This is a genomic window from Micromonospora sp. ATCC 39149 (assembly GCF_000158815.1).
Lineage (GTDB): Bacteria > Actinomycetota > Actinomycetes > Mycobacteriales > Micromonosporaceae > Micromonospora.
In genome coordinates this window covers 2,792,797-2,805,164 of record NZ_GG657738.1, presented here as the reverse complement: position 1 = coordinate 2,805,164, position 12,368 = coordinate 2,792,797, and the positions used below count along the sequence as shown (strand labels likewise).

Annotated in this window: 12 protein-coding genes; 9 read left to right on the top strand and 3 right to left on the bottom strand. The window is 73.9% G+C overall.

Translation table 11 applies throughout. The features are described 5' to 3' along the window. Nucleotides 1–172: 172 nt before the first annotated feature. A complete protein-coding gene (locus MCAG_RS11815; RefSeq protein WP_036373170.1) occupies nt 173–931 on the bottom strand; it encodes a maleylpyruvate isomerase family mycothiol-dependent enzyme in 759 nt (252 codons plus the stop codon). Nucleotides 932–999: 68 nt separating this feature from the next. Here MCAG_RS11815 and MCAG_RS11810 point away from each other — a divergent pair, with 68 nt between their 5' ends. The 7 genes from MCAG_RS11810 to hpxZ all read left to right on the top strand — a co-directional run bounded on the left by MCAG_RS11810 (nt 1,000) and on the right by hpxZ (nt 8,438). Next, nucleotides 1,000–2,091 carry a UDP-N-acetylmuramate dehydrogenase gene (locus MCAG_RS11810; RefSeq protein ID WP_036373168.1) on the top strand — a complete coding sequence of 364 codons (1,092 nt, stop codon included), beginning with the start codon at nt 1,000–1,002 and terminating at the stop codon, nt 2,089–2,091. A gap of 60 nt (nt 2,092–2,151) precedes the next feature. Then, nucleotides 2,152–2,817, top strand: coding sequence for a GntR family transcriptional regulator (locus MCAG_RS11805; protein ID WP_007073201.1), 666 nt, complete (start codon nt 2,152–2,154; stop codon nt 2,815–2,817). A gap of 147 nt (nt 2,818–2,964) precedes the next feature. Beyond that, entirely contained in the window at nt 2,965–4,773 is a 1,809-nt protein-coding gene (atzF, locus tag MCAG_RS11800; protein ID WP_007073200.1) for an allophanate hydrolase, read from the top strand. Nucleotides 4,774–4,822: 49 nt separating this feature from the next. Continuing rightward, nucleotides 4,823–5,512 carry a cysteine hydrolase family protein gene (locus MCAG_RS11795; protein WP_036373164.1) on the top strand — a complete coding sequence of 230 codons (690 nt, stop codon included), beginning with the start codon at nt 4,823–4,825 and terminating at the stop codon, nt 5,510–5,512. Between the two features lie 8 nt (nt 5,513–5,520). Further along, nucleotides 5,521–6,213, top strand: a complete 693-nt coding sequence (locus MCAG_RS11790) for a cysteine hydrolase family protein (protein WP_036373162.1) — start codon at nt 5,521–5,523, stop codon at nt 6,211–6,213. Between the two features lie 13 nt (nt 6,214–6,226). Further along, complete coding sequence (locus MCAG_RS11785) at nt 6,227–7,942, top strand: hypothetical protein (protein ID WP_007073197.1); 1,716 nt, start codon at nt 6,227–6,229, stop codon at nt 7,940–7,942. An 85-nt stretch (nt 7,943–8,027) separates the two neighbouring features. Further along, nucleotides 8,028–8,438, top strand: coding sequence for an oxalurate catabolism protein HpxZ (gene hpxZ, locus MCAG_RS11780; RefSeq protein ID WP_007073196.1), 411 nt, complete (start codon nt 8,028–8,030; stop codon nt 8,436–8,438). A 39-nt stretch (nt 8,439–8,477) separates the two neighbouring features. Here hpxZ and MCAG_RS11775 read toward each other — a convergent pair whose 3' ends face one another. Continuing rightward, nucleotides 8,478–9,257 (bottom strand): hypothetical protein, encoded by a 780-nt coding sequence (locus MCAG_RS11775; RefSeq protein ID WP_036373160.1) that lies wholly within the window; start codon nt 9,255–9,257, stop codon nt 8,478–8,480. 82 nt (nt 9,258–9,339) lie between these two features. Then, nucleotides 9,340–10,104: an SDR family NAD(P)-dependent oxidoreductase gene (locus MCAG_RS11770; RefSeq protein ID WP_007073194.1), complete on the bottom strand. Its 765-nt coding sequence runs from the start codon at nt 10,102–10,104 to the stop codon at nt 9,340–9,342. A 226-nt stretch (nt 10,105–10,330) separates the two neighbouring features. Between MCAG_RS11770 and mshA the strand changes: the two genes are divergently transcribed. Both mshA and MCAG_RS11760 read left to right on the top strand, forming a co-directional pair. Continuing rightward, the gene (gene mshA / locus MCAG_RS11765; RefSeq protein ID WP_036373158.1) at nt 10,331–11,695 is read left to right on the top strand and encodes a D-inositol-3-phosphate glycosyltransferase; all 1,365 of its coding nucleotides are present in this window, start codon (nt 10,331–10,333) and stop codon (nt 11,693–11,695) included. A gap of 95 nt (nt 11,696–11,790) precedes the next feature. Beyond that, nucleotides 11,791–12,324, top strand: coding sequence for a YbjN domain-containing protein (locus tag MCAG_RS11760; RefSeq protein ID WP_036373157.1), 534 nt, complete (start codon nt 11,791–11,793; stop codon nt 12,322–12,324). The last annotated feature ends 44 nt before the right edge of the window (nt 12,325–12,368 follow it).

The following is a 12,368-nucleotide window of genomic DNA, read 5'->3' as shown; positions in this document are numbered from 1 at the left end:
CGTTATGGAAGGGCCCCCTGTTAACGCATCCGGTAGAGCAGGGGCCCCTTCTTAACCAGTTAACCAGCGCCCCCGTCGCGCACGGCCCGCCCGCGTGGGTCGGCCGGCACGACGACGCGTGGCCCCCCGGGTACGCCGAGAGGCCACGTGAGGGCGGGAGTCGCGCGGGCGGTCAGCCGGTGCGGAGCCCGTCGAGGAGGGCCCGGTCGCCCCGTACGCCGAGGGTGTCGAAGCTGACCCGGCCCATCAGCGCCAGCAGCAGGTCGCTCGCCGTGCCGGTGACCTCGGCCCGGGCGTGGTGGTTGTCGTGGTCGAGGATGGTGTCGGTGTCCAGCAGCGCCACCCCCTCGCCGCGCAGCCGCAGGTACCAGTCCTGACCCGCGTCGGGCGCGGCCAGGTGCACCACCCCGTGCCACCGGCCGGTGGCCGTGCGCCTGCCGGCTGGCAGCCAGGTGTCCAGCACCTCGCTCACCCCGTCGGCCGCGAGCTTGGCCTCGATCGGCTCGCCGGCGGCGATGGCGAGCTGGGCGTCCCAGCGGTGCACCGCCGTCTCGTGCGCCATTCGGCGCGGCCAGAAACCGGCCTTCTTCGGCTGCGGCGCCCAGTTCCACGCCGGGGCCTCCGGCTCCAGGCTGTCGAAGGTCGCCATCAGCCGGCCGTATTCCTGCTGCCAGAACTCCAGCGCGGACGTCCCGGCGGCCAGCGCGCCCAGCTCGGGGCGCTCCGGTCGGGTGGTGCCCCCGGCGGTCACGATGATGTTCACCCAGTGGTAGACCTCGCCGAGGTGCCGGGTCAGGTCGGTGACCGTCCAGCCCGGGCAGGAGAGCACGGGTGTCTCGGGGGGAGCGTCCGCGACGGCGGCGGCGAACGCGGGCCCCTCAGCCCGCAACGCGCCGATCCAGAAGTCCTTCGTGCCGTGCAGTCTGCTCATCACGATCCTCCCGCGCGACCGGGCCACCAGTGGGTGCCACGGCTCCCTCTCAGCCTAGGGTGAAGGGCGTGTCAGACGTTAGTGCCCACCCGGCCACCGAAACCCGCGCCGCCGACTCGACGACGTTGGCGGAATACACCACCCTGCGCCTCGGTGGCCCGGCCGGACGGATCGAGATCGCTGCCAGCGCCGAGGAGATCGTACAAAAGGTGCAGCAGGCCCGCCTGCGGGACGAGGAGGTGTTGATCCTCGCCGGGGGCAGCAACGTGGTGATCGGCGACGCCGGATTCCCCGGCACCGTCGTGCTGGTGCGCTCCCGGGGGCTGCGGGTCGTCGCGGAGGACGCCGACACCGTCACGGTACGGGTAGAGGCCGGCGAGCCGTGGGACGACCTCGTCGCGGCCACCGTGGCCAACGGCTGGTCCGGGTTGGAGTGCCTCGCCGGCATTCCCGGGTCGGCCGGGGCCACCCCGATCCAGAACGTCGGCGCGTACGGCCAGGAGGTGGCCGAGACGATAGTCGGCGTCGGAGTGTACGACCGCGCCGAGGGGACCCTCGGCCGGATCGAGGCGGCCGACTGTGGCTTCGCCTACCGGTCGAGCGTCTTCAAGTACAGCGAGCGCTGGGTGGTGCTCTCGGTCGACTTCCGGCTCGCCCGATCCCCGCTGTCCGGCCCGGTCCGCTACGCCGAGCTGGCCCGGACGCTCGGCGTCGAGCCGGGCGACGCGGTGCCGCTGGCCGACGCCCGGGCCGCCGTGCTGCGGCTGCGCGCCGGCAAGGGCATGGTGCTCGACGCCGACGACCCCGACACCCGCTCGGTGGGCTCGTTCTTCACCAACCCGGTGCTCGACCGCCAGGCGTACGAGCTGCTGCGCGAGCGCGCCGCCGACCTTGGCGAGCCGCCGCACTGGCCCGGGGCCGGCGACACGGTCAAGGTGAGCGCCGCCTGGCTGATCGACAAGGCCGGCTTCGCCAAGGGCCATCCCGGCCCGGAGGGGGTGGCCATCTCCAGCAAGCACACCCTCGCCCTGACCAACCGGGGCGGCACGGCCAGCACGGCCGCCCTGATCGCCCTGGCCCGCGACATCCGCGACGGCGTGCACGCCCGTTTCGGCGTACCCCTGCACCCGGAACCGGTCCTGGTCAACTGCGCCGTCTGACGGCCGGGGCGCGGGGCGCGCCCACACCGACCGTTTGGTGGCAATGGCAGACTCTTCGAAGTGAGCGACGTGGCCGCATCGCCGATGGATGGCGAGTTGGAGAGCCCCAGCCTGGTGGATCTCGCCGTTTCCCGGCTGACCCGGGAGATCCTCAGCGGTAGGAGCGAGCCGGGCGAACGCCTGGTGGAGGAGCAGCTGACCCGGCGGCTCGGGATCAGCCGGGCCCCGCTGCGGGAGGCGCTGCGGTTGCTGGCGCAGCAGGGGCTGGTGGAGCACGTGCCCCGGCGGGGGGTCCGGGTCGCCACCCTTTCCGACCGGGACGTGCGGGAGCTGTACGAGCTGCGCGACGTGCTGGAGCGGGTGGCGGTGCGCAGGGCGATCCCGGTGCCCAGGGAGGGCGACCTGGCCGGGCTGCGGGCGGCGCTGGACCAGATGCGCGACGCGACCCGGATCGGTGATCGGCTGGCGGTCGCCGAGTCGCACCGGGCGTTCCACGTCGCGCTGGTGGCGCTGGCCGGCAACCGGCAGCTCTCCGCCGTGTACGACTCGATCCTGATGAAGTTGCAGCTATACATGGCGATCAACCTGCGCCGCGAGGCGGAGGTGGCGCAGCCGTCGGACGGGGTCCACCGGCACGAACGGCTGTTCGAGGCGGTTGCCGGAAAGGATCCGGAGGCCGTGCTCGCGGTGCTCTCGGAGCACGGCGCGCGTTCGTACCTCGGCTAGGCGTTCGTACCTCGGCTAGTTCGTACCTCGACCAGGCGGGCCGGGGGCCGACGCGAGGGTCCGCCCGGGGCCAGGTCCGGGGCCGGCGTCATCTCGTCGTTACCTGCAGCGCCGTTCCCTGTAACAGAACGGTCGACAATCGACTGTATGTCACAACGGATCGGATCGCTCGCGGAGCTGCGGTCGGCGTACCGCGAGGGTGCCCTGACTCCCACCGACCAGGCCGAACGCGTGCTGGCCGGGCTCGCCGGCCGCGATGGCGCCCCGGTCTGGATCAGCACCGTCCCGGCCGACCGCCTGCGGGCCCGCGCCGCGTCGCTGACCAGGGACGGTGACCCGGCGATGCTTCCGCTGTACGGCGTCCCGTTCGCGGTGAAGGACAACATCGACGTCGCCGGCATGGTCACCACGGCCGGCTGCCCCGACTTCGGATACGAGGCGAACGCGGACGCGCCCGTGGTGCGCCGGCTGCTCGACGCCGGCGCGCTACTGGTCGGCAAGACCAACCTCGACCAGTTCGCCACCGGCCTGACCGGCACCCGCTCGCCGTACGGCAGCTGCGAGAGCGTCTTCGGCGGCGGGCTCATCTCCGGCGGCTCCAGCTCCGGCTCGGCGGTCGCGGTCGCCACCGGCCAGGTCACTTTCGCCCTGGGCACGGACACCGCCGGCTCCGGCCGGGTGCCGGCGGCCCTCAACGGCATCGTCGGCGTCAAGCCCACCCGGGGTCTGCTCAGCACGGCCGGCGTGGTCCCGGCCTGCCGCTCGCTGGACTGCGTCTCGGTCTTCGCCGCCGACGTCGCCGGCGCCATGGACGTGCTGCACGCCGCCCGTGGCGTCACGGCGGCCGACCCGTGGGGGCGTCCGCTGCCGGCCGAGCGGGTGCCTGCCCGCATGCCGGGGACGCTACGCCTCGGGGCACCCCGGGCAGAAGACCTGGAGTTCTTCGGTGACGCCGGGCAGCGGGACCGGTTCACCGCCGGCGTCGGGCGGCTGCGCGACCTGGTCGCGTACGCGCAGCCGGTGCCGCTGGGCACCTTCTTCGAGGCGGGGGACCTGCTCTACCAGGGGCCCTGGGTGGCCGAGCGGCTGACCGGGCTGGACGGCTTCCTGCGGGAGCGCCCCGAGGCGGTCCTCGCCGTCACCCGGACCGTGCTGGAAACCGGGCGGCGCTACGACGCGATCGACGCCTTCCGGGGCCGGCACCGGCTCCGGGAACTGCGGGCGCGGGTAGACCAGGTGTGGCAGGAGGTCGACGTGCTCGTCGTGCCCACCGTCGGCACCACGTTCACGCTCGACGAGATCGCCGAGGACCCGATCGGGCGCAACGCGATGCTCGGCCGCTACACCCAGTTCGCGAACCTGCTCGACCTGGCCGCGGTGACCGTGCCCAACGGGTTCACCGCCGCCGGTCGGCCGGCGAGCCTGACCCTGGTCGGCCCGGCGTTCAGCGACACCACCCTGGCCCGGCTCGCCGCCGCCTTCGCCGCCGGGACCGGCGCGGAACCGGCCGACGCCGGCCGGCCGGCAGCCGGCGCCGGGCCGGCACCGGGACCGGCGGAGGTGCTCGTGGCCGTCGTCGGGCGGCACCTGACCGGCGAGTCCCGTAACGGTGAGCTGACCGACCGGGGAGCCACCCTCGCCGGCACCACCCGCACCGCACCCTGCTACCGGCTCTACCGGATGGACACCCCCGACGGCGAGGGGCTGCCCGGCCTGGTCAGGGTCGACCCGGCCCGGGGCCACCGCATCGACGTCGAGCTGTGGCGACTGCCCACGTCCGCCGTCGGCGGGCTGCTGGCCGGGGTCCCGGCCCCGCTCTCGCTCGGCTGGGTCCGGCTGGACGACGGGCGCGCCGTCCTGGGCTTCCTCTGCGAGGCGTACGCCGCTGGCCCGGAGGCAGAGGACATCAGCGCCGCCGGGGGCTGGCGGGCGTACCGGAGCGCCGGCCGGCGATGAGCGGCTGCCGCCCCGGGCGGGAGCGGCAACGACACAGGAGGAGGAGAGGATGGCAAGGATCGGGCCGGTAACCGCAAATCCCTACCCGTGGCCGTACGACGGCGCGGCCGACACCACGCGCACCGCGCTGCTCTGCATCGACTGGCAGACCGACTTCTGCGGGCCGGGCGGCTACGTCGACGCGATGGGCTACGACCTCAGCCTCACCCGGTCCGGCCTGCCGGCCACCGCCCGGCTGCTGGCACACGCCCGGTCGCTCGGGATGCTCGTCGTGCACACCCGCGAGGGGCACGACCCCGACCTGTCCGACCTGCCGGCGAACAAGCGCTGGCGCTCGGCGCGGATCGGTGCCGAGATCGGCGGCGCCGGCCCGTGCGGCCGGATCCTGGTCAGGGGCGAACCGGGCTGGGAGATCGTGCCCGAGGTCGCCCCGGCACCCGGCGAGGTGATCGTCGACAAGCCCGGCAAGGGCGCCTTCTACGCCACCAACCTCGACCTGGTGCTGCGGACCCGGGGCATCACCCACCTCATCCTCACCGGCATCACCACCGACGTCTGCGTGCACACCACCATGCGCGAGGCGAACGACCGGGGGTACGAGTGCCTGATCCTCTCCGACTGCACCGGCGCCACCGACAAGGGCAACCACGACGCGGCGCTGCACATGGTGACCATGCAGGGCGGCGTGTTCGGCTGCGTCGCCACATCCGACGACGTCATCGCCGCCACGGCGAGGTGAGGTGCGCCATGCTGACCGTTGCCGCCGCGCGGCCCTTCCCGTACTCCTTCGACATCGCGACCACGGCGCTGCTCGTCATCGACATGCAGCGCGACTTCCTGGAGCCCGGCGGGTTCGGCGAGAGCCTGGGCAACGACGTCGGCCAACTGCGCCGCACCATCGCGCCCCTCGCGGCGCTGCTGGCCGGCGCCCGTGCCGTGGGCCTGACCGTCGTGCACACCCGCGAGGGGCACCTGCCCGACCTCTCGGACTGCCCGCCGGCAAAGCTCCACCGGGGCGCGCCGAGCAAGCGGATCGGCGACCCCGGCCCCAAGGGCCGCATCCTCGTCCGGGGCGAATACGGCCACGACATCATCGACGAACTCGCGCCGCTGCCCGGCGAGCCGGTCGTCGACAAGCCCGGCAAGGGCGCCTTCTACGCCACCGGGCTGGACGCCCTGCTCGCCCAGCGGGGAATCCGCAGCCTCCTGGTCACCGGCGTCACCACCGAGGTGTGCGTGCACACCACCGTTCGGGAGGCCAACGACCGCGGGTACGAGTGCCTCGTACTCGCCGACTGCGTCGGGTCCTACTTCCCCGAGTTCCAGCGGGTCGGGCTCGACATGATCGCCGCCCAGGGCGGGATCCTCGGGTGGGTCGTCGACTCCACCGAGGTGCTCGCCGCGCTGCCCAGCGCCACCGTGTCGCAACCCTCCTCCTGAATCGGGAGCAGCCATGGTCCCCACCAAGCCCTCCGTCGCCCCGCTCCCGTTCTGGGTGCGCGGCGACACCAACGCGTTCTTCGGTTTCGGCGTCAACGTCCTGGTCAACGTGCTCACCCTGACCGGGCTCTGCCTGGCCGTGGTGAAGCTTTCCGACCGGGAGGTGTTCGGCACGATCCTGCCGGCGCTCGGCATCGCGCTGGTCGCCGGGAACATCTACTACACCTACCTGGCGCGCCGCCTGGCCCGGCGGGAGAACCGCTCCGACGTGACCGCCCTGCCGTACGGGCCGAGCGTGCCGCACATGTTCATCGTCATCTTCGTCATCATGCTCCCGATCTACCTGCGCACGCAGGATCCGGTGCGGGCGTGGGAGGCGGGGCTGGCGTGGGCCTTCATCATCGGCGTGATCGTGCTGATCGGCGCGTTCGTCGGTCCGTACATCCGCCGGTACGCACCCCGGGCCGCGCTGCTGGGCACCCTCGCCGGGATCTCCGTCACCTTCATCTCGATGAACCCGGCCGGGCAGATGTGGCAGATGGCCTGGATCGCGCTGCCCGTCTTCGCGTTGCTGCTGATCGGCCTGCTCACAGACGTCAAGCTGCCGTTCAACTTCCCGATCGGGCTCGCCGCGCTGCTGGTCGGCACGGCGCTCGGCTGGGCCGGTGGCGCGATGTCGGTGCCGGACGTCACGGCCGCCGCCCGGGACATCGCGTTCGCCGTACCCTCGTTCAAGCTCGACCTGCTCTTCACCGGCCTGGCCGACATGGCGCCGTTGCTGGCGACGGCGATCCCGCTGGGGGTCTACAACTTCACCGAGGGCATGTCCAACGTGGAGAGCGCGGCGACCGCTGGGGACAACTACAACCTGCGCAGCGTCCTGCTCGCCGACGGCGCGGGTGCGGTGATCGGCGCGGCCCTCGGCTCGCCGTTCCCGCCCGCCGTCTACGTCGGGCACCCGGGCTGGAAGGCGGCGGGCGGTCGGAGCGGCTACTCGATGGCGACCGGCATCGTGATCGCGATCCTCTGCTTCCTCGGCATGTTCGGGCTGCTCGCGACCGTCTTCCCGACGGCGGCCATCGTGCCGATCCTGCTCTACATCGGGCTGCTGATCGGCGCCCAGGCGTTCCAGGCGACGCCCCGGGCGCACGCCGCCGCCGTGGTCGCCGCGCTGATCCCGAACATCGCGGCCTGGGCCACCAGCCAGATCGACAACACCCTGGCTGCGGCCGGCACCACGGCCGCCGAGGTGGGCGACGAGGCGCTGGCCGGTGCGGGCGTGGTCTACGATGGCCTGCTCGTGCTCGGCCAGGGCGCGATCCTCGCCGGCCTGGTGCTCGGCGCGGTGGTGGTCTTCATCATCGACAAGCGGTTCGTCCGGGCGGCGATCTTCGCCGGGTCCGGCGCGGTGCTCTCGTTCGTCGGGCTGATCCACGGCGAGAGGATCGAGTGGAACGCGAACGGCCCAGTCTCGCTCGGCTACCTCCTCATCGCGGCGATCTGCGGGGTCTTCGCGTTGGGCCGGGTCGCGCCCCGGGTCCCCGAGCCTGAGGAGACCGAACTGGACCGCCTGCACGGCGGGGCCACCCTGGCGGAGCCAGCCACCGTGACCTCCCCGGCGGAGCCAGCCACCGTGACCTCCCCGGCGGAGCCGGCCGCGGTCGCCGAGCCGGTCGGCCCGGTGGGCCCGGCCGAAGGCGGGCAGCGGGAGCGCGCGGTGAGCGGCTGAACCCGCCGGCCCGGTCGGGTGGCGGCACCGGCCGCCCGACCGGGCCCGCGTACGCCCCGGCCCGTCGTGCGGAGAGGATGCTCGCGTGGAGATCGATCGGACCGACGTGGTCGCCGAGGTGGCGGCGGCCTTCGCCGGCTACGAACAGGCGCTGGTCGACGGCGACGCCGACCTGATCTGCGGATACTTCTGGGACTCCGACCGGACCGTGCGGTTCGGCATCGACGACCACCAGTACGGGCTCGGCGCGCAGCGTGCGTGGCGGGCTGTTCAGCCGCCACTGCCGCCCGGTCGCCGCCTCGTCGACACGGTGATCACCACCTTCGGCGCCGACCTCGCGGTGGTCACCACCCGCTTCACGTACGCCGGCACCGCCGCCAGGGGCCGGCAGACCCAGACCTGGGTACGCCTGCCCGCCGGCTGGCGTATCGTCACCGCCCACGTCTCCGAACCCGCCGCCGGCCGCCCCGACCCGGCAGACGGAACGGCCCGCTGAGCCGGCCGCCCCTGCCGCTGCCGCTGCTCAGGCCCCGGCTCAGGCGGGGGCGATGGCGGGCCAGCCGACCGTGAGTTCGCCGTGCCGCCAGCGGCGGGGGCCGTCCAGGACCGGCCAGCCGGCATCGCGGACCGCCGCCACCGCCCGCAGCCACCGCTGGCGGGGCCCGAAGGGCGCGTACGCGGCAGCGGAGCGCCACGCGTCGTCGAGGTCGCGGAGCAGGTCGTGGATCCGCTCGCCCGGCACGTTGCGGTGGATCAGCGCCTTCGGCAGCCGCTCGGCCAGCTCGGCGGGGCTGCCCAGCGTGCCGAGCTTCGCGGCCAGGGTGAGCGTGCTGGGGCCGTCGGAGTCGATCAGCAGCCAACCGCCGAGCCGGCCCAACTCGTCGCAGGTGCCCTCCACCAGCAGCCCGCCCGGGGCCAGCCGGTCGGTGATCGTGCGCCAGGCGGCGGCGACCTCGGCCTCGTCGTACTGACGGAGCACGTTGCACGCCCGAACCAGGGCCGGCCGCAGCCCGGCCAGCTCGAACCCGCCCCGGGCGAAGGTGAGTCGGGGCGGGTCGGCGGCGGGCTGTGCGGCGGCGACGCGTACCGGATCGATCTCCAGCCCGACCACCCGCACGTCGGCGCGGACCCCGGCGGCCAGCCGGGCGCGCAGCTCCACGGCGGTGACCGGGGTGGCACCGTAGCCGAGGTCGACCACCAGCGGGTCCGCCGCGTCTCGCAGCCGGCCGCCGCAGGTCTCCACGATCCAGTTGTCCACCCGGCGCAGCCGGTTCGGGTTCGTCGTCCCCCGGGTGACGACGCCCTGCGGCCTCATCGCCGCCAGCGCCCGCGCGCCGGACGCCGGTGGCCCCGGGCCCGCCTCGGCTGCCCGCCGTCCCGCCGCGACCGGGGCCTCATCAGCTCGACCGGTGCACCTTGTGCTGCGCGGCCTGGGCCAACGGGCGGACCACCAGCCGGTCGACGTTGACGTGGTGCGGGCGGGTCGCGCACCAGGCGATGCAGTCGGCGATGTCCTCGGCGACCAGCGGCTCGGTCACCCCGGCATAGACGGTTTCGGCCCGGCCGGTGTCGCCGCCGAAGCGGACCAGCGCGAACTCGTCGGTCTTCACCATCCCCGGGTCGATCTCGATCACCCGGACCGGCCGGCCGCACAGCTCCAGGCGCAGCGTGCCGGCGATCGCCGTCTGCGCGTGCTTCGCGGCGCTGTAGCCGCCCCCGCCCTCGTAGACGACGTGGCCGGCGGTCGAGGAGACGATGACGATCGTGCCGGCGCCGGACGCTTCCAACGCGGGCAGCAACGCCTGGGTGACGCGCAGGGTGCCGAGCACGTTGACGTCGTACATCCACTGCCAGTCGCCCACCGACCCGGACTCCACCGGGTCGAGCCCGCGCGCGCCGCCGGCGTTGTTGACCAGCAGGGTGACCGGGCCGGGGGACGCTGCGGCGGCCCCGGCGAGGCCCGCCACCGACTCCGCGGACGTGACGTCGCACTCGACGGCGGTGGCGGACCCGCCGGCCGCCTCGATCTCCGCGACGAGCGCGGCCAGCCGGTCGGTGCGCCGCGCGGCGGCGAGCACGTGGAACCCCTCGGCGGCCAGCCGGCGGGCCGTGGCCGCGCCGATCCCGCTGGACGCCCCGGTGATGATCGCGACAGAGCTCATCGGGTCATTCTCACCCCGCCGGAACGGGCGCGCGTCGCCGGCCGGGCGGTCGCCCCGATGAGGTCCGTCACGTCCGGTTGCGCCCGGCGTCGATGAGGTCCGTCACCCTCGGGGGCCGCCGGTACGCATTTCCGGTACCCGATGGGGAAGATGTCACGCGGCGCGCGGGTTGACCGAGGAGCGCCGGTCGTGCGGGACGGCATCAACCGTGACAGAGGGAGCGGACGTGGCGGAACAGCACACCGGCGTCGGTCGTCAGCGAGGTGACCGGCCGCGGCCGCGCCCCCGGCGCATCGCCACCCTGTCGGTGCACACCTCACCCCTGCACCAGCCCGGCACGGGTGACGCGGGTGGGATGAACGTCTACATCCTGGAGGTCGCGCGCCGGCTGGCCGAGGCCGACGTCGAGGTGGAGATCTTCACCCGGGCCACCTCGGGCGATCTGCCGTCGGTGGTCGAGATGTCCCCGGGCGTGCACGTCCGGCACGTCACCGCCGGCCCGCTGGAGGGGCTGACCAAGGAGGAACTGCCCGGTCAGCTCTGCGCGTTCACGGCGGGGGTGCTGCGCGCCGAGGCGGCGCGTCCGCCCGGCCACTACGACCTCATCCACTCGCACTACTGGCTCTCCGGCCAGGTCGGCTGGCTGGCCAGGGAGCGCTGGGGGGTGCCGCTGGTGCACACCGCGCACACCCTGGCCAAGGTCAAGAACGCCCGGCTCGCCGCCGGGGACCGGCCCGAGCCGAAGGCCCGGGTCATCGGCGAGGAGCAGGTGGTCGTCGAGGCCGACCGGCTGGTCGCGAACACCAAGGTGGAGGCCCGTGACCTCCTCGACCGGTACGACGCCGACCCGGCCCGGGTCGCAGTGGTCGAGCCCGGCGTCGACCTGGACCGGTTCCGGCCCGCCGCCGGGAACCGGCACGCGGCCATGGTCGCCGCCCGTTGCCGGCTCGGCCTGCCCACCGAGGGGTACGTGGTCGCCTTCGTCGGCCGGATCCAGCCGCTGAAGGCTCCCGACGTGCTGATCCGCGCCGCCGCCGCGCTGCGGGAACGGGACCCCCGGCTCGCCGACGAGCTGACCGTGGTGATCGTCGGCGGCCCCAGCGGCAGCGGGCTGGACCGGCCCACCGCCCTGATCGAGCTGGCCGCCTCGCTCGGGATCGCCGACCGAGTGCGTTTCCTGCCGCCGTGCACCGGCGACGACCTGCCGGCCGTGTACCGGGCCGCCGACCTGGTCGCCGTGCCCTCGCACAACGAGTCGTTCGGGCTGGTCGCCCTGGAGGCGCAGGCGTGTGGCACGCCTGTGCTGGCCGCCGCCGTGGGGGGCCTGGTGACCGCCGTGCGCGACCAGGTCAGCGGAGTGCTCATCGACGGCCACGACCCGGTCGACTGGGCCCGTACGCTGGCGCGGCTGCTGCCGGACCGGGCGCGGCGGGCCGCCCTGGGGCGGGGTGCCGAGCGGCACGCCCGCAACTTCTCCTGGGACCGAACGGTCGGCAACCTGCTCGCCGTCTACAGCGAGACGATCGCCGAGCACCGGGGGCGGCTCGCCAGCCAGCTCGCGGGGGACCCGGCGCTTTCCTGCGTCTGGTGACGCAAGGAAGGGCCCCCTGTTAACGCCTGCGGTAGAGAGGGGCACCCCTCTCACCACGTCCACGGCAGCCGGGCGGCGGCCGTAGAGTGGGGCGGATGAGCGCGAGGAGCGAAGTCGCCGCCCTGATCGAGTCGGTCTGCGCCGAGCGGGAGCTGACGGTGGAGTCCACGGGCGAGGCATCGTACGCGGTCACCCTGCCCGGCACCCACAAGCTCAAGACGATCTGCAACCTCGTCGTGGGCGAGCACGCGCTGCGGATCGAGGCGTTCGTGATGCGCCAGCCGGACGAACGGCGCGAGGAGCTGTGGGCCTGGCTGCTGCAGCGCAACGCCCGGATGTACGGGGTGTCCTTCTCCATCGACGCGGCCGGCGACGTCTACCTGACCGGCCGGGTCAACCTGGCCGGGGTCGACGAGGACGAGCTGGACCGGCTGCTGGGCAGCGTGCTGACGTACGCCGACGAGTCGTTCGACACCATGCTGGAGATCGGCTTCGGTACCGCCATCCGGCGGGAGTGGGAGTGGCGGGTGAAGCGCGGCGAGTCGACGGCCAACCTGGCGGCGTTCGCGCACCTCTTCGAGCCGTCGCCGGCCTCGAAGGCCGCGGCGGGAGGTTCGGAGCCGTCCTGACTCGAAGGCCGCGGCGGGAGGTTCGGAGCCGTCCGGACGGGTAT